The organism is Paenibacillus sp. P32E, from assembly GCF_001909085.1.
Taxonomy (GTDB): Bacteria; Bacillota; Bacilli; order Paenibacillales; family Paenibacillaceae; genus Paenibacillus_AQ; species Paenibacillus_AQ helianthi.
The window spans coordinates 155438-181735 of sequence record NZ_LVYY01000010.1 but is presented as its reverse complement, the minus strand read 5'-3'; the positions used below and the strand labels follow the sequence as shown (position 1 = coordinate 181735).

Annotated in this window: 20 protein-coding genes, 12 tRNA genes, 2 rRNA genes and 2 pseudogenes; 34 read left to right on the top strand and 2 right to left on the bottom strand. The window is 46.7% G+C overall.

Going from position 1 to position 26298, the window contains the following annotated elements:
* The 34 genes and pseudogenes from A3848_RS11520 to A3848_RS11355 all read left to right on the top strand — a co-directional run.
* Nucleotides 1-297, top strand: a 23S ribosomal RNA gene (locus A3848_RS11520); the annotation flags it as partial.
* A 144-nt stretch (nucleotides 298-441) separates the two neighbouring features.
* Nucleotides 442-558 (top strand): 5S ribosomal RNA (gene rrf / locus A3848_RS11515).
* A gap of 6 nt (nucleotides 559-564) precedes the next feature.
* Nucleotides 565-640, top strand: a tRNA-Asn gene (locus tag A3848_RS11510).
* A gap of 1 nt (nucleotide 641) precedes the next feature.
* Nucleotides 642-717 (top strand) — tRNA-Thr (locus A3848_RS11505).
* A gap of 11 nt (nucleotides 718-728) precedes the next feature.
* A tRNA-Glu gene (locus A3848_RS11500) sits at nucleotides 729-803 on the top strand.
* Nucleotides 804-837: 34 nt separating this feature from the next.
* Nucleotides 838-913 (top strand) — tRNA-Val (locus A3848_RS11495).
* A gap of 52 nt (nucleotides 914-965) precedes the next feature.
* Nucleotides 966-1039 (top strand) — tRNA-Gln (locus A3848_RS11490).
* 5 nt (nucleotides 1040-1044) lie between these two features.
* Nucleotides 1045-1117, top strand: a tRNA-Lys gene (locus A3848_RS11485).
* Nucleotides 1118-1133: 16 nt separating this feature from the next.
* A tRNA-Leu gene (locus A3848_RS11480) sits at nucleotides 1134-1217 on the top strand.
* 7 nt (nucleotides 1218-1224) lie between these two features.
* Nucleotides 1225-1299, top strand: a tRNA-Gly gene (locus A3848_RS11475).
* Nucleotides 1300-1306: 7 nt separating this feature from the next.
* Nucleotides 1307-1383, top strand: a tRNA-Arg gene (locus A3848_RS11470).
* A 26-nt stretch (nucleotides 1384-1409) separates the two neighbouring features.
* Nucleotides 1410-1483: transfer RNA gene (locus tag A3848_RS11465), tRNA-Pro, on the top strand.
* Between the two features lie 12 nt (nucleotides 1484-1495).
* Nucleotides 1496-1569 (top strand) — tRNA-Gly (locus A3848_RS11460).
* A 15-nt stretch (nucleotides 1570-1584) separates the two neighbouring features.
* A tRNA-Pro gene (locus tag A3848_RS11455) sits at nucleotides 1585-1658 on the top strand.
* 654 nt (nucleotides 1659-2312) lie between these two features.
* Complete coding sequence (gene ppc / locus A3848_RS11450; protein WP_074085076.1) at nucleotides 2313-5105, top strand: phosphoenolpyruvate carboxylase; 2793 nt, start codon at nucleotides 2313-2315, stop codon at nucleotides 5103-5105.
* 545 nt (nucleotides 5106-5650) lie between these two features.
* Nucleotides 5651-6217 (top strand): RNA polymerase sigma factor SigW, encoded by a 567-nt coding sequence (gene sigW / locus A3848_RS11445; protein ID WP_074085075.1) that lies wholly within the window; start codon nucleotides 5651-5653, stop codon nucleotides 6215-6217.
* A gap of 121 nt (nucleotides 6218-6338) precedes the next feature.
* The gene (locus A3848_RS11440) at nucleotides 6339-6953 is read left to right on the top strand and encodes a zf-HC2 domain-containing protein (RefSeq protein WP_074085074.1); all 615 of its coding nucleotides are present in this window, start codon (nucleotides 6339-6341) and stop codon (nucleotides 6951-6953) included.
* A gap of 208 nt (nucleotides 6954-7161) precedes the next feature.
* Nucleotides 7162-7992: a diadenylate cyclase CdaA gene (gene cdaA / locus A3848_RS11435; RefSeq protein WP_074085073.1), complete on the top strand. Its 831-nt coding sequence runs from the start codon at nucleotides 7162-7164 to the stop codon at nucleotides 7990-7992.
* On the top strand, nucleotides 7985-9445 hold the full coding sequence (locus A3848_RS11430) for a CdaR family protein (RefSeq protein ID WP_074085072.1): 1461 nt from the start codon (nucleotides 7985-7987) through the stop codon (nucleotides 9443-9445). The genes cdaA and A3848_RS11430 overlap by 8 nt, the downstream gene beginning before the upstream one ends.
* Before the next feature lie 110 nt (nucleotides 9446-9555).
* Entirely contained in the window at nucleotides 9556-10896 is a 1341-nt protein-coding gene (gene glmM / locus A3848_RS11425) for a phosphoglucosamine mutase (RefSeq protein WP_074085071.1), read from the top strand.
* A 687-nt stretch (nucleotides 10897-11583) separates the two neighbouring features.
* A complete protein-coding gene (gene glmS / locus A3848_RS11415) occupies nucleotides 11584-13416 on the top strand; it encodes a glutamine--fructose-6-phosphate transaminase (isomerizing) (RefSeq protein WP_074085069.1) in 1833 nt (610 codons plus the stop codon).
* A gap of 334 nt (nucleotides 13417-13750) precedes the next feature.
* On the top strand, nucleotides 13751-14533 hold the full coding sequence (locus A3848_RS11410) for a nucleoside phosphorylase (protein ID WP_074085068.1): 783 nt from the start codon (nucleotides 13751-13753) through the stop codon (nucleotides 14531-14533).
* A 606-nt stretch (nucleotides 14534-15139) separates the two neighbouring features.
* Nucleotides 15140-16879, top strand: coding sequence for an ABC-F family ATP-binding cassette domain-containing protein (locus tag A3848_RS11405; protein WP_074085067.1), 1740 nt, complete (start codon nucleotides 15140-15142; stop codon nucleotides 16877-16879).
* Nucleotides 16880-17120: 241 nt separating this feature from the next.
* Nucleotides 17121-17357: a hypothetical protein gene (locus A3848_RS11400; protein WP_074085066.1), complete on the top strand. Its 237-nt coding sequence runs from the start codon at nucleotides 17121-17123 to the stop codon at nucleotides 17355-17357.
* A complete protein-coding gene (locus A3848_RS32275) occupies nucleotides 17354-17518 on the top strand; it encodes a hypothetical protein (protein ID WP_178381975.1) in 165 nt (54 codons plus the stop codon). The genes A3848_RS11400 and A3848_RS32275 overlap by 4 nt, the downstream gene beginning before the upstream one ends.
* Nucleotides 17493-17984: a cache domain-containing protein gene (locus A3848_RS11395; RefSeq protein WP_178381974.1), complete on the top strand. Its 492-nt coding sequence runs from the start codon at nucleotides 17493-17495 to the stop codon at nucleotides 17982-17984. Before A3848_RS32275 ends, A3848_RS11395 begins: the two co-directional genes overlap by 26 nt.
* Nucleotides 17888-18151 (top strand): annotated as a pseudogene (locus tag A3848_RS33410) (HAMP domain-containing protein); the annotation flags it as partial. The gene A3848_RS11395 and the pseudogene A3848_RS33410, both read left to right, overlap by 97 nt.
* A 100-nt stretch (nucleotides 18152-18251) precedes the next feature.
* Nucleotides 18252-18625, top strand: a pseudogene (locus A3848_RS33405) (ABC transporter permease subunit); the annotation flags it as partial.
* Nucleotides 18626-18666: 41 nt separating this feature from the next.
* Nucleotides 18667-19581 (top strand): ABC transporter substrate-binding protein, encoded by a 915-nt coding sequence (locus A3848_RS11380; protein ID WP_074085064.1) that lies wholly within the window; start codon nucleotides 18667-18669, stop codon nucleotides 19579-19581.
* Nucleotides 19559-19708 carry a DUF3502 domain-containing protein gene (locus A3848_RS11375; RefSeq protein ID WP_083607005.1) on the top strand — a complete coding sequence of 50 codons (150 nt, stop codon included), beginning with the start codon at nucleotides 19559-19561 and terminating at the stop codon, nucleotides 19706-19708. Before A3848_RS11380 ends, A3848_RS11375 begins: the two co-directional genes overlap by 23 nt.
* 342 nt (nucleotides 19709-20050) lie before the next feature.
* Nucleotides 20051-21469, top strand: a complete 1419-nt coding sequence (locus tag A3848_RS11370; protein ID WP_083607004.1) for an ABC transporter substrate-binding protein — start codon at nucleotides 20051-20053, stop codon at nucleotides 21467-21469.
* A gap of 62 nt (nucleotides 21470-21531) precedes the next feature.
* Complete coding sequence (locus A3848_RS11365; RefSeq protein WP_074085063.1) at nucleotides 21532-22503, top strand: carbohydrate ABC transporter permease; 972 nt, start codon at nucleotides 21532-21534, stop codon at nucleotides 22501-22503.
* A gap of 3 nt (nucleotides 22504-22506) precedes the next feature.
* Nucleotides 22507-23361 (top strand): carbohydrate ABC transporter permease, encoded by an 855-nt coding sequence (locus A3848_RS11360; protein WP_074085062.1) that lies wholly within the window; start codon nucleotides 22507-22509, stop codon nucleotides 23359-23361.
* A 63-nt stretch (nucleotides 23362-23424) separates the two neighbouring features.
* Complete coding sequence (locus tag A3848_RS11355; RefSeq protein WP_074085061.1) at nucleotides 23425-24390, top strand: glycoside hydrolase family 43 protein; 966 nt, start codon at nucleotides 23425-23427, stop codon at nucleotides 24388-24390.
* Between the two features lie 100 nt (nucleotides 24391-24490).
* On the opposite strand, the gene A3848_RS11350 is transcribed toward A3848_RS11355, so the two are convergent.
* Nucleotides 24491-25534 carry a HAMP domain-containing sensor histidine kinase gene (locus A3848_RS11350; RefSeq protein WP_074085060.1) on the bottom strand — a complete coding sequence of 348 codons (1044 nt, stop codon included), beginning with the start codon at nucleotides 25532-25534 and terminating at the stop codon, nucleotides 24491-24493.
* On the bottom strand, nucleotides 25531-26205 hold the full coding sequence (locus A3848_RS11345) for a response regulator transcription factor (RefSeq protein ID WP_074085059.1): 675 nt from the start codon (nucleotides 26203-26205) through the stop codon (nucleotides 25531-25533). Before A3848_RS11345 ends, A3848_RS11350 begins: the two co-directional genes overlap by 4 nt.
* Between the last annotated feature and the right edge of the window lie 93 nt (nucleotides 26206-26298).

Sequence of the window (26298 nt, the reverse complement as noted above, 5' to 3'; positions counted from 1 at the left end):
GTGAGACAGTTCGGTCCCTATCTGTCGTGGGCGCAGGAAATTTGAGAGGAGCTGTCCTTAGTACGAGAGGACCGGGATGGACGTACCGCTGGTGCATCAGTTGTTCCGCCAGGAGCATGGCTGAGTAGCTACGTACGGACGGGATAAGCGCTGAAAGCATCTAAGCGTGAAGCCCCCCTCAAGATGAGATTTCCCAGTATGTAAGACCCCTTGAAGACGACGAGGTAGATAGGTTGGAGGTGGAAGTGCAGCAATGCATGGAGCTGACCAATACTAATCGGTCGAGGGCTTATCCAAATGATAAACGCAGATTCGTTTCGGATTCAGTTTTCAGGAATCAAGTTCTGATTCATGAGACCCAAGAGGTTAAATGAAAAAGATTTGTTTTCAGCATTTGGCGATGCTGAGACCTGAATGATGCATTTGCACCGCAAATGCCCGTTTGGTGGCGATAGCGGAGGGGTTCCACGCGTACCCATCCCGAACACGACCGTTAAGCCCTCCAGCGCCGATGGTACTTGGACCGAAGGGTCCTGGGAGAGTAGGAGGCCGCCAAGCGGATATTCCCTGATAGCTCAGTTGGTAGAGCACTCGACTGTTAATCGAGTTGTCACAGGTTCGAGTCCTGTTCGGGGAGCCATGCTCTCATAGCTCAGTAGGTAGAGTGCTTCCATGGTAAGGAAGAGGTCACCGGTTCGAATCCGGTTGAGAGCTCCACAAGTTTTTTAGGCCCGTTGGTCAAGGGGTTAAGACACCTCCCTTTCACGGAGGTAACATGGGTTCGAATCCCATACGGGTCACCAAATTTCATTTTCCCTTGAGGACAACCATACATATGGAGGCTTAGCTCAGCTGGGAGAGCATCTGCCTTACAAGCAGAGGGTCGGGGGTTCGAACCCCTCAGCCTCCACCATAATCGTTCTCATATTGAAAGAGATTGTGGGCACACTATAGGTATCCATCATAGGGGATTAGCCAAGCGGTAAGGCAACGGACTCTGACTCCGTCATCATAGGTTCGAATCCTATATCCCCTGCCAAATGGGAGCCATTAGCTCAGTTGGTAGAGCACCTGACTTTTAATCAGGGTGTCGAAGGTTCGAGTCCTTCATGGCTCACTTTTATTTGTATCATGCGCGTGTGGCGGAATGGCAGACGCACCAGACTTAGGATCTGGCGTCTTACGACGTGGGGGTTCAAGTCCCTTCACGCGCACCACTTAGTTGCGGACGTGGCTCAGCGGTAGAGCATCGCCTTGCCAAGGCGAGGGTCGCGGGTTCGATTCCCGTCGTCCGCTCCATTATTTTGCGCCCTTAGCTCAGCTGGATAGAGCGTTTGACTACGAATCAAAAGGCCGGGAGTTCGAATCTCTCAGGGCGCGCCATTTTTTATTTAAAGAGAATATATTAACGGGATGTAGCTCAGCTTGGTAGAGCACCTGGTTTGGGACCAGGGGGTCGCATGTTCAAATCGTGTCATCCCGATTTTACACCTGTGCGGGTGTAGTTCAATGGTAGAACTTCAGCCTTCCAAGCTGATAGCGTGGGTTCGATTCCCATCACCCGCTCCATAATTTTATACGTTTCGGGATGTAGCTCAGCTTGGTAGAGCACCTGGTTTGGGACCAGGGGGTCGCATGTTCAAATCGTGTCATCCCGATAACACAGCTCTTAAGCTGACAATCAACTCTTACTTTTGGTAGGAGTTTTTTTGTTAATCCAAAGCATTACATCACGAGAATTATAAAGAAGTGTTAATATAATTCTGCTCCATTCGAATAGTCGCAAGAGCAAGAATGAACTATTTTGAATATTCCAGAACTGACCACAAATTTACCAGCACGAAATATCTAAGCTTGGTTTTCAAATTGAATAAACTTACGATAGGTACAAAAAATGCTTTAAGAAAGTGGAATTTCGTTTAGGCCGTTTTAAGAAAATTCACAATTAGAATACAAGTGAAAAACCATAGTTTGAAATAAAAAGCTTGAAATCTCTCAATAGAAGCTAACTTTTATGTAAATAAAGTTCACGTAAGCAATAACTATAAGGACTTCGTATTCAAATTTCAGTGATGAATCATTACATGACTGTTACATAAACCCGATGCGGATCAGACAATATAAATAGGAAGATATACACATTATTTTTATGACTGTATAAATAGTTAGATTGGTGTATAATCTTAATTGCTGTATCGCTTTACAGCGCAATAAAGTTGGAGATTTCCGGGCAGTTTTATTGTATGATATGAGGAAAGCTTCAAATAGACAATGTTAAAAGCATTGATCCGGAAGAGGATGGGGGGAGCAGCATGACCGAACTTACGACTGCCGTCAGCAAAAGCAATTCAAATAATCTGCTGCGGCGAGACGTACGGTTCCTGGGGAATATTTTGGGTGAAGTCTTGGTTCACCAAGGCGGCAACGAACTGTTGGATATCGTGGAGAAGATCCGTGAAACCAGCAAATCGCTGCGCTCATTGTTTTTGCCTGAACTGCACAATGAATTCAAGGAGCTAATTAATTCACTGGATCCGGAGAATCGCCACCAGGTGATACGGGCGTTTGCCATTTATTTTCAATTGGTGAACATCGCGGAGCAGAATCACCGGATTCGCCGTAAACGCGACTACGAACGTTCAGCCGGGGAGACCGTACAGCCTGGTTCTATCGAAAGCGCGATTCAAGAGCTCCGCGAGCGTGACTTCTCACACGAGGATGTTCATGAAATCATGAATGGTCTGTCTCTGGAGCTGGTCATGACCGCTCACCCTACTGAAGCGATGCGGCGGGCGATTCTTGATATTCATAAACGTATCTCCGATGACGTCATGGGTCTGGATAACCCTACCCTAACGTTCCGTGAACGTGAACAACTGCGGGAGAAACTGCTTAATGAGGTCATTACCTTGTGGCAGACGGATGAGCTGCGCGACCGCAAGCCAACGGTGCTGGATGAAGTCCGTAATGGGATGTATTATTTCCATGAGACGATTTTCCAAGTGTTGCCGGATGTGTATCAAGAACTTGAACGATGTCTAAGCAAATACTATCCGGGCCAGAATTGGCACGTACCGACGTATCTGCGTTTTGGTTCGTGGATCGGCGGCGACCGGGATGGCAATCCTTCGGTGACCGCAGCTGTGACTCTGCAGACACTGAGACTTCAGCGTAAACTGGCGATTCGGGAATACCAACGCATTATGCGTGAGCTGATGCAGTATCTGAGCTTTAGCACCAGTATCGTTAATGTAACGCCGGAGTTGCTGGAATCCATTGAATTGAACCGGAGCCTTATTAATCTGGATAAGTCAAAATCCTGGCATAATGATAATGAGCCCTACCGGATTAAGCTTACCTATATGATCGCCAAGACGCAGAACGTTATGGATGATGAGAAGAAAGGCTCACTGGAGCGCTACTCTTCACCGGAAGAATTTATAGATGATTTGAACGTGATCGACCGCAGTCTGCGACATCACTATGCAGATTATGTAGCGGATACCTATATCAAGAAGCTGATTCGCCAGGTGGAGTTGTTTGGGTTCCATACTGCGACGCTTGATGTCCGTCAGCATAGTCAGGAGCATGAAAATGCGATGACTGAGATTTTGGCCAAAATGAACGTTACACAGGATTATGCAAAGCTGCAGGAGAATGAGAAGATCGATCTTCTAGAAAAGCTGCTTAATGATCCGCGTCCGCTGACTTCGCCTTATCAGTCCTACAGTGAGAGCACTGAGGAATGTCTTGCAGTATACCGTGCCATTTATACGGCGCAAGAGGAGTACGGCAAACAGTGTATTACCAGTTATCTAATCAGCATGGCTGAAGCCGCAAGTGACATTCTGGAGGTCATGGTATTCGCCAAAGAAGTTGGTCTGTTCCGAAAAGACAATGATGGTACTGTAGTTTGTACACTACAGGCTGTTCCGCTGTTCGAGACCATTGACGACCTTCATGATGCTCCACAAATTATGCGTACGCTGCTTAACTTGCCGATCTACCGGGATGCGGTGAGAGCCATGAACGATTTGCAGGAAATTATGCTCGGTTACTCAGACAGTAACAAGGATGGGGGTGTGGTAACCGCCAATTACGAGCTGCGGGTTGCCCTCAAGGAGATTACGGCTACGGCGGATGATTTCGGTATTAAGCTGAAATTTTTCCATGGCCGCGGTGGAGCACTTGGACGTGGCGGCATGCCGCTGAACCGCAGTATTCTGGCGCAACCGGCTTCTACGATTGGAGGCGGCATTAAGATTACGGAACAGGGCGAAGTTATCTCCTCACGTTATTCGATGCAGGGGATTGCCTACCGCAGTCTGGAGCAGGCAACATCCGCACTGGTTACAGCTGCAATTAATGCCAGATCACCTCATACAGATCTATATGAGCCGGAATGGGAAAAAATTGTAGCCCGTATTTCTGAGGTTTCATTGAACAAATATCAGGACCTGATCTTCCGTGATCCGGACTTCCTGACCTACTTCAAGGAGTCAACACCGCTTCCTGAGGTCGGGGAGCTTAACATTGGTTCCCGTCCTTCCAAACGGAAGAATAGTGACCGGTTCGAGGACCTGCGTGCGATTCCTTGGGTGTTTGCCTGGACACAGAGCCGTTATCTGCTTCCTGCCTGGTACGCTGCCGGAACGGGCCTGCAGAGCTTCTATGACAATAAGGAAGAGAACCTGAAGGTCATGCAGCATATGTATGCAAACTTCTCGTTCTTTACTACATTAATTGACACACTGCAGATGGCTATTGCCAAGGCTGACCTGATTATAGCCAAGGAATATGCCAGCATGGGCAAAAATGAAGAGGCGCGTCAGCGTATCTTCGGACAGATAGAAACGGAATTCAAGCTGACTTCCGAGCTGATTCTCAAAATCACCGGACAGCAGGACATCTTGGATAATGTGCCTGTTATTCAGGAATCTATTCGTCTGCGTAATCCATACGTTGACCCGCTGAGCTATTTGCAGGTGCAGCTATTGTCCGAGCTAAGAGCCTTGCGCGAAGTGGACGGTGATGACGCGGAGTTGCTCCGAGAAGTGCTGCTCACTATCAACGGTATTGCCGCCGGATTACGGAATACCGGCTGATATTCTGATCTAGGTTGGTTGTTGATTTGTTCTTTATATTATTCACAATCCCCGTTCGCCTCTGTATGGAGGCTGGACGGGGATTTTTAGTTCTGGATTAGTAGCCTGGATGGCTGAAGCCGCCGAGAGAACTGAGAGGATAACGAAGCTGGTAAGAGACAAAACCGCTTCCCGCCCTTTGCCTTACCTCATTGTTACTGATATGAATTTTGGGCAGAGTAACAGGGATTTTAAATTCTGATGATGGAGCGACAAAGTGGGGATTTGGAATTGGAGGAGAACAGCGTGCGCCTTTATTCTGGGATTTCGACCGTGAGTAGCGGTTTCGATCAGGAAATCCGCCAATAACAGCGACCGTAAATCCAAATGTTCTCAAAGTCGCGATGAATCATCGTTTTTTATCCCTCGTGCTGTGCCCATTCAAGATAGAAAGTAACAATACTATCCTTGATTTTTGACGAAACATGAATTACCATTTAAGAGCTTGTACCGTGGACATTCATGAGATGAAAGACCAAGGGCGGCAAGTCTGGGGGAGTTAACAGGTGGAGAATTTGGAAGGCAGATTGACAAAGCTCGCCTTAAAGGGCGACCAAAGGGCATTTGCCGAGCTTGTGGAACTATATAAAGACAAAATATATCATTTGGCTTATCGGATGCTGAACAACCGCCATGAAGCGGAAGATATCGTTCAGGAAACATTTTTGCGTGTGTATCGCAATTTGGACCGGTATGATGACAAACAAAAGTTTTCAACATGGATTTACCGCATCGGCACGAACCTTTGCATTGACAGGTTGCGTAAGCGGCGGCCCACATATTCGCTGGATGCAGAAATGAACGACCAGGAAGGCATTGACGGTTATTCCATGATTCCCAGTGATAATGTGACTCCGGAAACAGAACTGCTGCTCTCAGAGACACAGAGATTGATCTATGAGGCCATCGACAGTTTGCCTGTGAAATACAGATCAGTGATGATCTTGCGCTATCTGCAGGACTTGTCGCTTCAGGAAATTAGTGATGTCTTGGATATGCCTGTAACAACGATTAAGACCCGAGTACACCGGGGACGTGAATTTTTACGTAAAAAATTAGAGCCTAAAATGTAAAATAGATTATTTTTTATGAAACGTATGATTGGCAGCGCCGTATGTAAGTTAAGCAAGTCTTATGCGCCCTGCCCCTTTGTCTTGTTATAATTAAATAGCACTCATGAAAGGATTGGCTCCTATGGAATGCAAACTGGCCGTCTCTATGATGCACGACTACCTGGATGACGACTTGCCCGAACTGCAACAGAGGGAATTGAAGGAGCATCTTCTATCCTGTACAGATTGCCGTGCAAAGTTCAAAGAATTGGAACAGACCGATATGCTGATGTTTTCCCTGATGCACCAGAGTCCTGTGGCTTCGGAGGATCTTGTAAGCCGGATTATGAATTCATTGCCCCAGGTCAAGAAGGAACGCGCATTTGTGACCTGGATCAAGCGGCACCCCGCTCTTTCAGCGGCGTCCGTGTTCATTCTGGTGATGCTGATGAGCTCCGTTACCTTTTGGAATCAGGATCGGCAGCTTGTGGTCAGGGGAACAGACCTGGAACAGGTTGTCATTCAAGGGAATACGGTCATCGTACCCTCTGGTAAAACGATATCTGGCGATCTAACGGTGGAGAACGGTAAAACTCAGGTATATGGGGAAGTGGACGGTAATGTGACTGTGATTGACGGCTCCCTGTACCAGGCTTCAACAGCTCATATCTCCGGGCAAGTCAAAAGCATAGACCAAGCGGTAAGTTGGCTCTGGTATAAAGTGACGAACATGTTCTCTGAAGTTGCCTACCGTTAAATAACACTTGGTTGCTTTTAGCAGGAATATTATTTGCGCCTCTTTTTCCGGAAAGATGGCGCTTTTTTGTTGCGAAGGTATAGGGGAATAGGTTTCCCCGGCGACTGAAACTTGCAACCTGGGCTGGAACGTTATAACCTAGGTATGATACAGAACTTACAGACAGTTTACATAAACCCAGCTAATATGAAATGACGGGGGTTTTGGCATGAGTTATTTTACAGATCTAACATGGAAAGAGTCCATTAAAGATATAATCGATATTCTGATTGTCAGCTATATCATCTACAAAGTGCTAAATATGGTGCGCGGGACCCGGGCGATACAGCTGCTAAAAGGGATTCTGGTATTGGTTGTAATCTGGGCACTTAGTACCCTTCTAGATTTATATACGCTGAAGTGGCTGATGAACCAGATATTTACGTTCGGGATATTTGCGATATTTATCATCTTTCAGCCGGAATTGCGAAGGGGGCTGGAGCAGCTTGGACGGGGCAAGTTTTTTGGACGGGCTGCTGAGAATGATGAGGAAGTCAGCAAATTGATTGGTGAAGTTATTAAAGCACTGAATTATTTGGCGCAACGAAAGATTGGGGCATTAATTGTTTTTGAAAGGGCAACGGGGCTGAATGAATATACGGAGTCTGGGATTCCTATGCGGTCGGTAGTCAGCTCCGAACTGCTAATCAATATCTTTATTCCCAATACTCCGCTGCATGACGGTGCGCTCATTATGCAAGATGGGCAGATTGCCGCCGCTGCATGTTATTTGCCTCTCTCCGAGAATCCGTTCATCAGCAAAGAGCTCGGTACCCGTCACCGGGCAGCAATTGGGATTAGTGAGGTTGCGGATTCCGTCTCTGTCGTGGTCTCAGAAGAGACCGGACAGATATCTTTGGCAATTAACGGTCAGATCGTGCGTGATATTAAGGAAGAATCTCTGATTTCCAAGCTATATGAGGAACTTCGGGCCACTTCACCGCTGAAGGAGAAGAGCTCCGCCTTTTGGAAACGGAGGGAGGATAAACGCAATGGATAAGTGGATGAAGAATAACAATTTCAACAAAATTCTCGCGCTTGCCTTCGCTATTATCCTTTGGATCATTGTCCATGTGGATACTGCACCTGCGAACCAGACAACGGTAAACATGGAGTCTAAAACCATTGAAAATGTGAAGATTGAGGATACCGGCTTCAATGAGGATAAATATGTAATCACTTCAAGGGATGCCGAAAGTGTCAGACTGGAAGTCATGGGCAAAAAATCGGATCTCACCTACAAGTTTTCAGATGCCTATAAAGTGTGGATTGATCTGAGCAATGTTCAGCCAGGAGACACTACGCTCCCCCTGCATTATTCACTTCCGAGCGGCGTGATGCTTGATGATATAATCCCCAATGAAGTGAATGTGCATGTGGAACTCCGCAACACCAAGTCTTTTCCAATATCGATTATCACCAAGGGTGAGCCTGCGGCGGGTTATCAGGTAGGTACACCGGTCATAGAACCAGCCGTTGAGGCGAAGGTTACGCTGGGTACTAGTGAGCTTAGAAAGGTAGCCAAAGTGCAGGGAACCATTGAACTTAACGGTGACAGTGAAACGATAAAAGAAAAGAAGCTGAAGCTGTATGCGTATGACAGCGGCGGTAACGAGATTAAGGATGCAGTTATCGAGCCGTCCTTCGTAACTGTGGAGTTGCCGATTACTCTTCCGTTTAAAAGCCTGCCGCTGGATGTGAGTTTTAGCGGTCAGCTGCCAGGGGGTGTGGCCTTGTCCAAGGTGACGCCGGAACAGGATACGGTAACAGTGTATGGAACCGAAGAATCCTTAGCTTCTTTATCATCCTATGAAGCGACATTGAACTTAGGTTCAATTGATTCTGCAGGTACTAAGGAGCTGAAGCTGGAATTGACAGTTCCGGAGGGCGCTGCCAAGATTGAGCCTGCGGTCTTAAATGTTTCTGTTGTGACCTCGGACATTGCTGAGAAGACCATTGATAATATTCCCGTCAAGCTGGAGGGGGTAGATACAGGACTTACCGCTCTGATCAAAGATCCTGCCAGTAAAACCGTTTCGCTGACTGTATCAGGAGCCCCAAATCTGCTGGAACAGATAGATAAGAACAATATCAGCGTGGTAGCAGACGTCGTTGGCCTCACAGCCGGATCTCATGAGGTTACGTTACATGTTTCTCTACCCAGGTTCATTGCCCTAGGGAATGCTTCACAACGTCTCAGGGCAACTGTGGAGCTAAACGCTCCCGCAACGCCGGCGGCCGCGGAAACTCCGGATAACAGCAGCACCGGCACGGTAACCTCAGAGCCTAGTGCTGAGCCTGTCTCTGGTGAGGAGAGCCCGACTGAGCCTGTTCAGAGTGGGGATAATGCTCTTCCTACAGCTACGCCATCTCCATCCGAAGGCGCGGTTGATAACAGTGGTACTGCAAGTGCGAACGGCGCGACGAACAATGGTAGTTCTGGCGGAACGTAACTTTTACGGTTAGCAAACGTCTATAATAGGTGACATTGGTACCCGAAATAAGAGTTCATTCATACAATAATTCATTAAGCTAATGCAGCGTATTCAAAAGGAGAAAAAAGATGGGTAAGTATTTTGGAACAGATGGTGTGCGCGGAGTTGCAAACCGTGAATTAACAGCAGAGATGGCCTACAGTATTGGCCGCTGCGGTGGGTATGTATTGGCTGGTAATGTAGAGAAGCCCAAGGTGGTCATAGGCATGGACACGCGTATTTCAGGTCCTCTTCTGGAATCGGCGCTTGTAGCGGGCATGTTGTCCATTGGTGCTCAGGTAATCCGGTTAGGTGTTGTAAGTACGCCTGCTGTGGCTTATATTACAAGATTGCTTAAGGCGGATGCAGGAGTAATGATATCTGCTTCGCATAATCCGGTTGAAGATAATGGCATTAAGTTCTTTGGCGGAGACGGTTTTAAGCTGACAGATGAAACCGAGTTGCGGATTGAAGAACTGATGGATGCGGAGATCGATGAATTGCCACGCCCAGTAGGTGCAGGCCTGGGAACTGTTAATGTAGATAATGATGCGAAATATTTATATTTGAACTATCTCAAAACCACGATTTCTCAAAGCTTCGCAGGACTTAAGGTAGTGCTTGACTGCGCTCATGGCGCAGCTTATGAATTGGCCCCGCGCTTGTTCAGAGAGCTTGGTGCAGAAGTAATCGCCATCGGTTCAGAGCCTGATGGGCTGAACATTAATGACGGCTTTGGCTCCACGCATCCGGAAACTCTGCGCGAGGAGGTGCTGCGCCAGGGTGCGGATCTGGGGCTTGCTTTTGACGGAGACGCTGACCGGTTGATTGCTATTGATGAGAATGGCGATGAGGTTGACGGTGACTTTATCCTCTGCATCTGCGGAGAAGCGATGAACCGTGCCGGCAAGCTTAAAGATGGCACTATTGTATCCACAGTAATGAGTAATATTGGTTTCTATAAAGCAACAGAACAACTGGGTCTAAATACAGCCAAAACCGCGGTCGGTGACCGTTATGTGATGGAAGAAATGCGCCGGGGCGGATACAATTTGGGCGGAGAACAGTCCGGTCATGTTATTTTCCTGGATTACAATACAACAGGTGATGGTATTCTCACGGCAATCCAATTGGTGGATACCATGAAGTCATCCGGCAAGAAACTCAGTACACTGAAATCAATGATGACCCAATACCCTCAGGTGCTTGTGAATGTTCGTGTTCAGGATAAGACTAATTATCCTAACAATCCGGCCATTGAAGCGGCTATTCAAGAGGTTGAAGGCAAGCTTGGTGATAACGGCCGAGTGCTGGTGCGTCCTTCGGGAACTGAACCGTTGATTCGGGTTATGGCAGAAGGCCCGGATAAGGCGGAGCTGGATCTCTATGTAGGCCAAATCGTTGATGTCGTTCAGCGTGAATTGGTGTAATTAATGATATAATGTTATGATGTTCAGCCGGTGAGGAGAAATGCTTAAGGCATCTTCACTGGCTGCATCTGTATATTGTCTAATTTCTTATACTAGCTGCCAAAAGTAATCATGCGTTACAGCATTGCCAAAACGATGTAAGGTGCATATAATAGATAAGGTGTCATTCCAGAAGGAAAGCGTGGATAGTAAGGTTGGCAACAGCAAGCGCCAGAGCTTGATCTTGCGCGGGGGAGAAGGGACAGCTATTAAGTTGCCGGGTAGCGGCAGGGCTTGAACGGATCACGGCAGATGTAAGCTGACGAGGTGGAGGTGTTCGAAATGTTCGGCGGGGACCTCCCGGTGATGCACCAGAGCCGTAAATGGAAACGGAAAATGCGAGGGCGACCTTTCACACAACGTTTCTGTGGGTGCAAGCAGAAAGAGTACAATTCATGGGCTTACGCAATAACGGAAAGAAACACAGAGCGTTCTGCCACGGCAGAGGAGAAGACTGTACATTTCATGAACATAGTTGCAAGTGAAAAGGTATTGAACCGGATATTGTCCTTTTAAGGGCTGCTTAGCCGTGTCCACTTGACTGAGTCTGAAATACAACAGAATATTTGCTTTTTCTCAAAAACATGCCGCACGGCACGTTTCTTTCCTTATGCCGCCCACACTATAAATCGGACGGAGGAAATTATTATGTGTGGTATTGTAGGATATATCGGGAATCAGAATTCGCAAGGGATCTTGGTAGAGGGTTTGAAGAAGCTTGAGTATCGTGGGTATGATTCAGCCGGGATTGCTGTGTTCACCAAGGAAGGACTCCAGGTCGTAAAAGCACAGGGCCGTATGGCGAACCTTGAATCCAGACTTGAAGCTACTCCACTAACAGGAAGTGCCGGAATCGGACATACTCGCTGGGCAACCCACGGCAAGCCTTCTGATGAGAACTCCCATCCGCATACTGATGAGAGCCAGAAATTCTCAGTCGTACACAACGGCATTGTGGAGAACTATCTTGATCTTAAAGAAGAACTGATTGCCGGAGGATGCCACTTTACTTCCGAAACGGATACGGAGGTTATTTCGCACTTGATCGCCCGTGAATATGAAGGAGATATCGTGAAAGCTGTACAAAAAGCGATCACCTTCATGCGTGGTGCGTTTGCACTTGGAGTTCTGACTGAATATGAACCCGACAAACTGGTGGCTGTACGTCAAGCAAGTCCACTCATCATTGGCTTGGGTGAAGGTGAAAACTTTATCGGGTCCGATATTCCTGCTTTGCTGGAATATACCCGCAACGTATATATTTTGAACGACGGCGAAATGGCTGTGTTGACACGGGATGCTGTCGAATTGATGACGATTGAAGGCAATTTTATTTCTCGGGAAATGATTACTGTCGATTGGGATGCTGTTACTGCGGAAAAAGGCGGCTACGAGCATTTCATGCTGAAAGAAATCCACGAGCAGCCAAAGGCATACCGCGATACTATGCGCGGACGTATGAACGCTGAAGGTAACAAAGTGATTCTGCCAGAACTTAACCTGACCGAAGAGCAGATCAAGAACATCCGCAACGTTCAGATCGTTGCTTGCGGGACTGCCTACAACGCAGGTCTTGTTGGACGCAACCTGATTGAATCCTTGGTGCGTATTCCTGTAGAAAATGATATCGCTTCGGAGTACCGTTACCGTTCGCCGATCGTTACACCGGAAACTCTGGTTATCGTAGTCAGCCAATCCGGAGAGACTGCTGATACACTAGCTGCACTGCGTGAAGGCCAAGCAAATGGTGCACATGTGCTCGCTATCACCAACGTAGTGGGAAGCTCCATTGCCCGGGAGGCAAACAGTGTATTGGTAACTCTGGCTGGTCCGGAAATTGCTGTTGCTTCGACCAAAGCATATACTTCTCAGCTGATTGCCTTCACTTTGCTCGGTCTGTACCTGGCTGAAGTACGCGGAACGCAATCCGAACCTGAGGTTGCCAAAATTCTGGCAGCTATGCAGTCCCTGCCGGAGCAAGTAGAAGTAATTCTGGCGCAAAAAGAAGCGATCAAGACTTATGCTGAACAAATCGCTAAGCATGAGCACCTGTTCTTCATCGGCCGTGGCGTAGATTATGCTGTGGCTCAGGAAGGCTCGCTGAAGCTGAAAGAAATCTCTTACATTCACTCTGAAGCTTATGCAGCAGGTGAATTGAAGCATGGTACACTGGCGCTGATTGAAGAAGGCGTTCCTGTCATTGCCCTGGCAACTCAGGAATCCGTTCTCGAGAAAACCGTCAGCAATATCAAGGAAGTCAAAGCCCGCGGCGCACACGTGCTGGCCATCACTCATGAAGAGCATGCGAACGACCTGCTTAGATCTGTTGACCAGGTGTTCGTGATTCCTCTGACACTGCCGCTTCTGACCTCTGCCTTGTCTGTAGTATCGCTGCAATTGCTGGCTTACTACGCTTCGCTTGCTCTGGGCCACGATGTGGATAAACCGCGTAACTTGGCGAAGAGCGTTACGGTGGAATAGGGTAGGGAAAGATACAGCAGCTGTTTGTCTGGTGATAAAAAAGTTGGGAACCAGTAAAGAAAGTCTAGAACTATATTAAACATCATGAGCCGTCCTGCATTTGAGGACGGCTTATTTTTGCGCGTATAGCATGATTTTTCTTTCTGAAGAGAGTGGAACTTCACAGGATATATGATTGGGTAGAACATCTGCTTTATTCTTATATCGAGCAGGGATAGCTAAATAAGCTCGCGAATATTCTTCATGTAGAGGTGTTTACGAAGTTCGTAAATTAGATGTTATATGTAATACCCGCTAAGAAGGAATAATAAAATTACTTCGGAGGGAAGTCGAGATGGAGAGCAAAAAAATCGATATTAAAGAGTTTCCAATATTGGAATTTGATGAATCGCGAGTTGCTATAATAGAAGCAACTAATTTTATCGAGCCAAAAGAAGAATTTGAATACTGTATAATAACATTTTTTCGAGATGCAATTGAAAAAATGAAAACTGAGGGGAAGTTGAAAGAAGTTGCGTGTCTACATTGCGAGACGGTAGATTTACCAATATATGAAACGTATTTTCAAGGAAAAAAAGTACATATTACTCTGGGATATTTAGGGGCTGCAGGCTCAGCAGGATTCTTAGAAGAATTGATAGCGTATGGATTTCAGAAATTTATAGTTTGTGGTGGTGCAGGTGTACTTAAAAAAGACATTGCAGTTGGACATTTAATTGTACCAATTTCTGCGGTGAGAGATGAAGGGGTATCATACCATTACATTAAGCCATCTAGAGAAATTGAATGTGATCCAGAAGTTTTAAAAAGCATAGAGGACGATTTTAATATACATAATATTAGGTATATAAAGGCAAAAACTTGGACAACAGACTCATTTTATAGAGAAACTAAAGAAAAAGTTGAGTTGCGGAAAGCTGAAAGGTGTGTAACTGTAGAAATGGAAGCAGCAGCATTTATGGCCGTTTCAAAATTCAGAGAAGTTAAATTAGGAATTATCCTGTATGGCGGTGATGATTTAAGTGGAGTCGAATGGGATAGTCGAAGTTGGAATAGTAGAACAGAAATAAGAATAAACCTTGTTCAGATATCTTTACGGATATGTAGTTCTTTATAAGAGGAATAGCAAAGGGAAATCTAAACAAAAAAACATGAATTAAATATAAATACTACAACATGAATAAATTATGCGGAATCGAAGAAGGCGGCTACAACATATAACACCGTATTCACGCTGCGGCCTCTGACGGGACCTTGGTCTGCAAGAGGCATCTCGAGGAAGCGGATTCCGCAGACAACCCTGCGAGGCTAAGTGGCGTAGCCACCCGGTCCTAGCGGACCTTAAGCCTCTCGGGTTCATGAATACAACAACGTTATCAGAAATTCATGCAAAGCTTTTTTATGTGTGAGTCGCCTATGAAGTGGAGTAAACTCAAGAGAAACATTGAAGGTATGATTTATGAGCCGCTAAGAACTTTAAATTTTATAATACAGTTTACATTGTGAAGCTACATTCGTTACAATGCCAATCCGTTGATGACTATAATATAACGAAAGATATTACTTACTACCTAGGAACACCGAAGTGTCAGTCATAACTTCATTGCCCTGTCGTTTTGTTCAAGGACAACAATCCAAATGGTATTTGTGGTAAACTTAAATTCTATGCTCTTCAATACATTTGATAATAGTCACAAATTTAGTTATAAAGAAAGGTAATCCTATGATAAAAGTTGATAACTTATCCTTCTCGTTTCCGCAAAAAGAACTATATAAAAACATTTCATTCACGCTTGAAGAGGTGCAACATTGCGCTTTTATTGGAACAAGTGGCAGTGGGAAAAGTACACTGATCGATATACTGATGGATCCAGAAAGATATTTGTATGATGGCATGTTAGTGATAGACCCCACTTGCACAATTGGATTTGTAAGTCAGTTCTCTCAACCAGACAAATCTCAAGAAACAACCGTTTTTGAATATATCGGCGAAAAGTTTATTCAGATTCAAAATGAAATAAACTCTATTCTCACTGAAATGGAGACAGCCACAGATATTGATCCATTGCTTGAAAAGTATCAATTAGCTTTAGATGCATTTGATGCAATGGGCGGGGATGATTTTGAGAGCAACATTAATAAGAAACTGAATCTGGCAGACCTCATGAGGCTTAAAGATGTTAGGGTATCTGACCTGAGTGGCGGGGAATTCAAACTTATTCAAGTAATGAAGGAAATGCTTAATCATCCAGACTTAATGATTATGGACGAACCTGATGTGTTTTTAGACTTTGAAAACTTAAATGCGCTTAAACATCTAATTAATTCTCACAAGGGAATACTGCTGGTTGTTACGCACAACCGATATCTATTGAATCATTGTTTCAACAAAATTATTCACCTTGAAAACTTGGAGATTCAAGAGTTCGACGGGCGATATATTGAATATAACCTCTCCTTACTTCAAACTAAAATTGAGCTGCAAGAACTCGCAGTCGCTGAAGAGGAAGAAATTAAGAGAAACGACAATATCATCGATAATCTTAGAGCTATCGCAACTTATAATTCCGAAGCATCCAGAGGGAAAGCATTAAAAGCCAGAGTTAAATTTCAGGAAAGATTGGAAGCGCGCAGAATTAAGGCACCCTTCGTAGATATTAAGCAACCGGATATCAGTTTTGGTGTGGATAATGAAATGGAAGACACCGTTGTTATAAATGTTAATGATTATAGTATTGCCTTTGATGAGTTGCTTTTAGAAAATGTTAACTTTGAGATAAAATCTACGGATAAAGTAGCCCTAATCGGTCCAAACGGCACCGGGAAAACGACGCTACTCCGGGAGATCTTTAAAAATAATCATGATTCCATTGAAATTAATGCTGAGGTTAAGGTGGCTTATTTATCTCAGCTTCAAGGCGAAATGCTGAAGGATTCCAATACTATTCTTGAGGAATTCATCGATGCCGGGTTTACAACTTATGATGAGATTAGATCACATCTATCCAACTATGGCTTTGAAGGTGAAATCGTTAATCAAAAGATAGAATCTTTATCTGGCGGAGAGAAAAACATGCTTCAATTGGCTAAGGTTTCTGCCAGTAAAGCAAATGTATTGCTTCTTGATGAACCGACAAGCCATTTAGACACCTATACACAAATAGCACTGGAAAAAGCCATTGGGGACTATCAGGGTGCGATTCTCATGATTTCTCATGATTTCTATTCTGTGGTAAATGGCATGGATTATGTCCTGATCATTGACGATAAGACGATTAGAAAAATGAGTATGCGAAAATTTAGAAAGATGATTTATGCCAGTCATTTTGATAAAGACTATTTAGAAACGGAACAACAGAAAAAATCAGTGGAAACAAAAATAGAAGTGGCTTTAAAAAATACTGATTTTGAATTAGCAAAAGTATTGGTTGAAGAGCTAGAAGAGCTGATTAAGCTGCTATAAATCATAATTCTCGGATTGAAATGATTACAGGTGGTAAGAAAGCTTAAGATGTTGGTGGAAAAATATCAACAAAAAAGACACTAATGAATAGGATCTCTGTAAGCTGCTCATTCCATTGGGCGGCTTTTTTATGCTTTTAAGAGAGAGATGGGGATCTATGCATCGAAGAATATAGAAAACGCTTACAACATATTGTAAAATACAGGTTGAGCTGTGACTATGAAACAAGGATGGTAATTCTGTGCGTATCAAATTCAACATCTTTCGGGAAATGCTAGTGTTGCTGCTGATTCTGCTGACGCCGGTCGTGGCGCTGTATTATTATTCTACGTCTAAGAGCATCAACGTCATACAGGAGGAGCTTATTAAAGCGAGCCTGAACCGGATGGAGCTTTTCGTGGCGCAAATGGATGCCAGTATCGAGAAGTTCGATCTGTTGACACGAACGTGCTGGAGTACCTGTACAACCACGAGATGAGCGATTATTCCTTAATGAAAACAAGGCTGCTAATCCACGAGAAGCTGTCGCTGGCCAGCGCATCAGGCAATTGGCGTAATGATGTGACCGTCTATTTCCCGCATCGGGGCAATAGCATTTCTTCGTCCCCCTCCTATGAGTATGACCCCTGTAGAGTTTGAAAGCCGGTTCTCGCTGGGATGGAGCTACAGCGATGATTTGGAGATTGGCCCCGGCTTCACCCGAACCTATGTCACTACGGGTTACAAACCGGCCCATCCGGAGGATCTGGATGTTGCCGTTCGCATTAACCTCTACAAGTGGAGCTTCGAGAATCTGCTCGACACCTACAAGTCTGGGCACTCTAACAATCCGTTTTTTTACAAAGCGGGGCATAACATCATCGCCAGCCGTTCTGTGAAAGGGCCCAAGATGGACGGAATCATCAATGAACTGGGCGACAGGGTCAATAGCCGGGATTCCGGTTTCCTGATCCATTCGTTCGACGGCAGGCCTTATCTGATTACTTACTATTATTCTAATCTCCTAGAGTGGCATCTCATCGATTCTGTTCCGCTGGGTCAGATCATCGGGCCGATCAGGCAGCAGAGAGTGTTGTTTGGAGCGTCTTCAGTCATTCTCTGCTAACCGGTATCGCCGCTGCGTCCGCTTTGTACTGGAACGTACACCGGCCTATCTTCCAGCTTGTACGCGCAGTGCAACGGATCAAGGGAGGCGATTACGCCTACCGTCTGCCGAAGAAATCGAACAATGAATTCGCGTTCCTCATGCAGAACTTCAACGAAATGGCGACGCAGATTCAGGATCTCATCGAGAATGTCCTGCAATCGCGTATCCTGGCGCGTGATGCCACGCTGAAGCAGCTGCAGGCGCAGATCCATCCTCATTTTTTGTATCGATGGGGCAGGCGAATTGCGGATATTTATCCGGATCGTGCTGCCGCTGTCGCTGCCGGTTCTGGCGACAGTCGCACTGTTCCAGACGCTGACGTACTGGAACGACTGGTTCCTGAGCCTGGTATTTATTTCCGACAATCACATCATATCGGTACAATACTTTCTCACAAGATGATGGTCAATATTCAGTACCTCTCCAGCAACCCGAACGCAATGGCTGAGATTACCCGGGCTGGCGGAATGGTTAACTTTCCGAGTGAGACCGTGCGGATGGCGATGGTCGTCGTGGGCGTCGGGCCGATCGTCTTTGCCTATCCGTTCTTCCAGAAGTACTTTATCAAGGGACTGACAGTCGGCTCCGTCAAAGGCTGAGGGGGCCTGCACCATATATTATTTGGGGGGATTAATTGAAGATGAAGCACACCAAAAGTAAGACTGCACTGCTTCTAACAGCGTTAATTATGTCGTCCTTGGCTGCTACGGCTTGTGGAAATTCAAACCATTCAAACAAGTCTAACACGGCCGCACCGGGAGAAAGCGCCAAGGTAAGCACCGCACCGGACGCTTCCGCGAACACAACCACTGATAATACAGCCACAGATGCCTCGAAGCTGAAGCCTTATAAGCTAAAGCTGGTTTACGAAGGTGCACCCCAGGCGGACGAAGCTCTTGTCGAGGAAGCGCTGAACAAGATTTTAACCGAGAAAATCAATGCAACGATTGATATCGCACCGATCGACTGGGGAGCTTGGGACGATAAGATTAACCTCATAATCGCTTCGCGCGAGCCTGTAGACATTCTGTTCACGGCCTCATGGAACGGTTATGCGAAGAACGTTGCCAAAGGCGTATACATGGATCTCGGCCCCTTGCTCGATCAATATGGCCAGGGCATCAAGGATAGCTTGGACCCGGCTTTCTTAAGCGGCTCCAAAATCGGGGGTAAAAACTACGCAGTCCCAACCAATAAAGAACTGACATCGTCAGGCGGCATTGTGTACCGGAAGGACATCGCTGATGAACTCGGCATCGACATGAGCAAGGTTAAGAAAATTGAAGATCTCGATGCCGTCTATAAGATCGTTAAAGAGAAGAAGCCGAACATGTATCCGCTGTATACGACAGGCGGAACGTTCTCCTCACACTCCTTTGTGGAGCTGGATTATCTGGGGGATACGACGATACCTGGCGCTATAGATAAGAATGGCACGGATGCCATAGTCAAACCGGCCGAAGAGTTCCCGCAGTACTTGAATGCGCTGAAAGTAACCCGGGATTATTTCCTGAAGGGCTATATTAACAAAGATGCAGCCACAGAAGGCACTTGAGACGGGTTCGGTTGATCTGGACGAAATGCTGCCCAAGTTTATATCCGCCCAAAAGTCCGCCGGCCTCGACAAAGTCATTGCCGAAAAGCAAAAGCAGCTTAATGAATTCCTCGCCAGCCAGAAATAAACTCATCTGGTTCATAAAAAAGCAGTGAACGGAAAGTCCCGGCTGATCCATTTGGATCAGCCGGGACTTTCAAGCTGAAACGATGATATAACTGGCTTCGACCGTCGTTGCTACGGGATGAGGCTTTTTTGTCATTTTCGGGTCGAAAATCAGGGGGATAGAGAATATTCATGAGGTTGATGATTCATTTGATTTATTATCTTTATGCCCTGGATCGGTCGAAATCTAATAAAAGTGGAATTTTTCCCAATGAGTGGTTCCTTATGCGCACGGGTCATCAGTTCTATAATTATGTATGCGGTTACAAAAAACCGAGGAAACAATATAAAGGGGAGGCAAAGTATGAAAAGTATGAAACGTGTTTTGGTGGGGATCTCTACAATGCTTGTGATGACATCAGCTCTCACAGCGTGTGGCGGAAACTCGAATTCCAATTCAAACTCAAATTCATCCAGCCCAAGCGCAAGTCCAGCTCCATCCGCCAGTACTGCCGCGGCTCCAGCAGCCGGGAAGGGCGAAAAAGTGACCATCAATCTATGGAGCTTCACGGACGAGATTCCAAACATGACCAAGAAGTATATGGAAACCCATCCTGATGCAAATGTGGAGTTCAAAACTACGGTTATTGCAACCACGGATGGTGCTTATCAGCCTGCACTTGACCAGGCTCTGGCCGCTGGCGGCAAAGATGCTCCAGACATTTATGCAGCTGAATCGGCGTTCGTGCTTAAGTATACACAAGGTGACGCATCCACCTATGCAGCTAACTATGCTGATCTGGGCCTTGATGACCAAATGGTTAAGGACGCGGGTATTGCCCAATATTCGGTGGATATCGGCAGCAAAGACGGGCAGTTGAAAGGCCTCGGCTACCAGGCAACTGGCGGAGCCTTCATCTATCGCCGCTCGATTGCCAAGGATGTATTTGGAACCGATGACCCGGCTACCATCAAAACTGAAGTAGGCCCCGGCTGGGATAAATTCTTCGATGCAGCTAAGAAGCTGAAAGCTAAAGGATACGGCATCGTATCCGGTGACGGCGACATCTGGCATCCGATCGAGAACAGCTCTGACACTGGCTGGCTGGTCGATGGCAAACTTCATATTGATCCAAAGCGCGAAGCGTTCCTGGATCTCTCCAAAAAGTTGAAAGACAATGGCTATCATAACGATACCACTGACTGGACAGAAGCATGGTACGCAGATATGTCCGGTGCCGGTGCTCAGCCAATCTTTGGATTCTTCGGTCCTGCATGGCTCATCAACTACGTAATGAACGGTCAAGTGAAAGCTACGAATGGCGACTGGGCAGTTACTGAGCCGCCAACAGGTTTCTTCTGGGGCGGCACCTGGCTGCTGGCTAACAAAGACGTGACCAAGGACGATGCAAAGAAGCAAGCAGTTGCTGACTTTGTGAAGTGGGTTACCCTGGATACTTCCGAAACAGGCCTCCAGTATTACTGGGCTAACGGCACGATGAAGAAAGGCGAGCAGGGCACGAAGGATAGCGTTGCTTCCTCCGTGGTAATGTCGAAATCCAACGGTGAAGTTCCACTGCTCGGCGGACAAAACATGTTTGACGTGTTTGTTCCAGCCAATGCTAACGCTTCAGGCAAGAACTTGACCCAGTTCGACGAAACCATCAATAAGATCTGGCGTGATCAAGTACGCGAATACACTGCAGGCAATAAGACCCGTGATAAAGCAATCGAAACCTTCAAACAGCAAGTCAAAGACCAGCTTGGCATTGAAAGCGAATAAGAAGGAATCGGAGGGGCGGGGGAGTTATCCCGCCCCTTCATATCAACTAATGAGGTGAGAGCATGCGCCGCAAAGATGTCAGCTACGCGAAATACGGTTATATCTTTACTTTTCCATTTGTTCTTGCATTTCTGATTTTCTCACTGTACCCCATTTTGTACACCGCAGTGATCGGATTTACTGATATGAAGGGACTAATCCCTAAGCCGATTCATATCCTGGATAACCCTTTTCAGAATTTCAAGGATCTCCTTTTTGATAACGCATCGTTCCGGAAGTCTTTGTTCAACACCGGGCTGCTCTGGATTACGAACTTCGTTCCACAGATGCTTCTTGCGCTCCTCTTGACCGCATGGTTCACCAACCGGCGTCTTAACATAAAAGGACAAGGTTTGTTCAAGGTTCTGCTCTATATGCCTAATATCATCACTGCGAGTACAATTGCTGTGCTATTCAGCACTTTGTTCGCGTACCCGATGGGTCCGGTAAACAGCTTGTTTCAAATGCTGGGATGGACGGATGGTCCGATATTCTTCCTGCAGGATAAGACGACAGCGCGTGGCATTGTGTCATTCATCCAGTTCTGGATGTGGTACGGCAACACCATGATCGTCCTGATCGCAGGTGTTATGGGGATCAATCCCGCGCTCTTCGAGTCTGCAGCGATTGACGGTGCTAACGGATTTCAGACCTTCTTCCGTATCACGCTGCCGAGTCTGCGTACGATATTGCTGTTCACACTAATCACCTCCATGGTAGGTGGTTTAACCATGTTCGATATTCCGCAATTATTCCTTGCGGGGGGACCGGATGACTCAACCCTTACTACGTCCATGTTTATCTATGGGCAGGCGTTCAAGGGCAGTTACATGTATAATCGTGCTGCAGCAGCGAGCATGATCATGTTCGTGATCTCGGCGTTGCTGTCCGGTTTGCTGTTCTACGTGATGCGCGACCGCGATGCAGCAAAAATAAAAAAGATCCAAAAGCAAAAGTATAGAAACGCTGCTAAAGCAGCCGCGAGGGAGGTGTAGCACATGGCGAAAATTCAGGAAAACGGTAAAGTGAGCCGGAAAATAAACAAAACTATTATCTATGTGGTCTGCATCGCTTTGGCGGTGCTCAGCATCCTGCCTTTCTGGATCATGTTCGTAAACGCCACACGCTCTACACCAGAAATCCAAAGCGGACTCTCTCTGCTTCCTTCAACCCACATGATGAGCAACCTGCGGGTGCTGCTCGACAAGAGCTTCGATCCGCTTCAAGGTTTCATGAATTCATTCATTATCGCTAGTTCTGCAACACTCTGTACTGTCTATTTCTCGTCCTTGGCGGCTTATGGACTTGTGACCTATAGCTGGAAGCTTCGGGGGCCATTCTTTACCTTCATCATGTGCGTGATGATGATTCCTTCCCAGGCAAGTGCGATCGGATTCTATCAGTTCATGTATAAACTGCATTGGACGAACAATTTCCTTCCGCTGATTCTGCCTGCGATTGCTGCGCCGGCGGTAGTGTTCTTCATGCGCCAATACCTGCTCGCCACGCTGTCGATAGAGATTGTAGAGGCAGCACGGGTAGACGGATCTGGTGAGTTCCGCACGTTCAACCGGATTATCATGCCGCTCATGATGCCGGCAGTGGCGACGCAGGCGATCTTTGCCTTTGTGGCCAACTGGAACAACCTGTTCATGCCGCTGATTTTGCTAACTCAGAAAGAGAAATATACGATGCCGATCATGGTAAGCTTGCTTCGCGGTGATATCTACAAGACGGAGTTCGGCTCGATCTATATGGGGCTGGCCTTGACGGCCTTGCCGCTGTTTGTGGTGTATTTCCTGTTGTCGCGGTATATTATCGCAGGTGTGGCGCTTGGAGGCGTAAAAGAATAATTTTGCCGACAGGCTTGTTTTAATGAAGGGCGTAAACATTTCAATGAGGGGGAGAATTCTGCTATGGCAGCACAAAATGAACCGCTAGTTACCCATCTCTATACAGCCGATCCTTCCGCTCATGTATTTGAGGGCAAGCTGTATATTTACCCATCCCATGATATCGACCACGGTGGTCCTACGAACGATAATGGCGACCAGTATGCGATGGAAGATTATCATGTATTATCGTTGGAAAGTCCGGCGTCCCCGTGTGTGGATCATGGAGAGGCGCTTCATCTCCGGGATGTCCCCTGGGCTTCCAAACAAATGTGGGCACCCGACGCCGCGTACCGGAAAGGGACCTATTACTTGTTTTTCCCGGCCCGGGACAAGGATGGCATTTTTCGCATTGGCGTAGCAACGGCAGTCTCGCCGGCTGGTCCTTTTCAGGCTCAGGCAAGCTATATCGGAGGGAGCTTCAGTATCGATCCCGCCGTGTTTGTTGACGAGGACGAAAGAGCTTATATGTATTTCGGCGGCTTATGGGGCGGACAATTAGAAAAGTGGCAAACCGGTGTGTACCAGCCGGATGCGGCTGAGAAAGACGCGGGAGAACCGGCTTACGGCCCACGGGTAGCGGAGCTGAGTGAAGACTTGCTGTCCTTCGAATCGGCTTCGAGGGAAATTACTATTACCGATAAAGAAGGGAATGTCATCCTTGCGGGTGATGAAGACAGGAGATATTTCGAAGGCCCATGGATGCATAAATATAAGGGGAAATATTATCTGTCATATTCCACAGGCACGACCCATAAAATCGTCTATGCCGTTAGCGACAAGCCTTGTGGACCTTTTGTGTTTCAAGGAACCATTCTGGAACCCGTCGTGGGCTGGACGACCCACCATTCCATCGTGGAATTTAACGGAAAATGGTATTTGTTCTACCATGACGCATCCTTGTCCGGCGGCGTGGACCACAAACGCTGTGTCAAATTTACGGAGCTCCATTATGAAGAAGACGGCAGAATCCGGCCGGTCCTTCTCTAATCGCATGCCCCGCCTCAACTGCCTCTGTTCTACAGAGATAAGGATGTCTTGAAGCTAACGCTTTAAGGCATCCTTATCTGCGTTTCTATAATGTTTTCCTTCATTCACTACCTGCAGGCAGCATAATCGTAAAGGTTGAACCTTGTCCCGGCTCGCTATTTACCACAATGGTGCCTCCGCTTAAGCTGATGATGCGGCTGACCAGAGGCAGGCCCAGTCCGTTGCCTTCGGAGGAACGGGCAGGGTCGCCTTGGTAGAATTTTTCGAAAATATGCTTGCGGACCTGAGGAGTCATTCCTATTCCTGTATCAGATATGACCACCGAAATCCAAGGGTCTCCGGGCCGGAGAGAGACGGAGATTTCCCCCCCTTCCGGCGTGAATTTGATCGCATTGCCAAGTAGATTCAGCCATACCTGCATGATCAGCTCTTCATTCCCGTAATATTGCAGCTCGTCTAGATCAATGTTGAGGTTCAGCTGCTTGGGAGCCCAGGCCGACTCCAGCAATAACAGGGCCTGACGGAGCTGCTCATCCAGGCGGTATTCCGTTTGTTCTGTGAGCAGTTCCTGGTTTTCAAGCTTGGAGATCTTGAGAATATTGCCGGACAGGGTGGACAATTGCCGGGCGCTGTCTATAATCATGCCAGTGTATTCATCATGCTCTTCTTTGCTGAGATTATCCTCCTGCAAGAGTGTGGCGTACCCCTCGATAGCGGCAATGGGCGTCTTGAATTCGTGAGACACATTGACAACAAAATCATTGCGGAGGGTCTCGATGCTGCGCAGCTCCTGAACCATAAGATTGAAGTGGTGGGCGACGTCGCTGATCTCACCCACCCGGTGCGATTCATTCAAATGAATGTCGAAGTTGCCTGTGGAGACCTCCTTGGCTGCCTTGATCAGATCCGCAATTGGAGATAATATTTTTCGGCCCACGGTCACGGTGATGGTTGTCCCGATGACGAGACTGAACAAAACAATGGTCAGAATAGGCGGAAAAGGATTTCTGTGCTGTATAGTCTCATTGCCAAGGCGAATGTATAGATAGGCCAAGATCGCCATGAGTAAAAGGAAGGACAAAATAATCACAAATACAAGCGACACAAAATGCCACCAAAGGCCTCCTCTTTTTTTGCGCCTCATCCCAGCTTCACCGCCTTATAGCCCAATCCTCTTACGGTGACAATTTCAAAGTCAGAGCTTTCCCTGAAACGCTCGCGCAAGCGGTTAATATGAACCACCACTGTATGCTCGTCGGATTCTGTATCCATGCCCCAAATTTCATCCATCAGCTGCTGTTTGGTAAAGATTTTGTTCGGATAGGAGATTAATTTATAGAGTAAATAAAATTCTTTCTGCGGAAGAAGGGTGCTCTCCTGGCCCTGAATGACGGTTAGTGCATCATAATTGAGCACAGTTCCTCCCCATTCGATCCGGCGTTCGCTGATAATTCTGGCCCGTCGAAGCAATGCGCCAACCCGCAGAATCATTTCATTTACATTGATGGGCTTGACCATATAATCGTCGATTCCAACGAGAAATCCCTGCTGTTTGTCAGCGAAGTTCTCCCGTGCCGTCACCATGAGAACCGGAAGATTGTTGTTATTGTCCCGGAGTGTCCGCGTCAGCTCGTATCCATCCATAAGCGGCATCATAATATCGCAGATGATCAAATCGATATATTCCTTATCCAGTAACGTGAGTGCATCCTCGCCGTTCACTGCCGGGATGGCGTTGTATCCATTTTTGGTCAGGACTGTACAGAAGAGCTGCCGCAATTTGCTGTCATCCTCAACCACAAGAATATTAAACATGGGGTTTCCTCCTGGAATGCTTCATTGGTTTAAGTATATAGATGGCTTAAGTATACCTCATCAAGATCAAGTGAATCTCAACTGGTGAAGTTT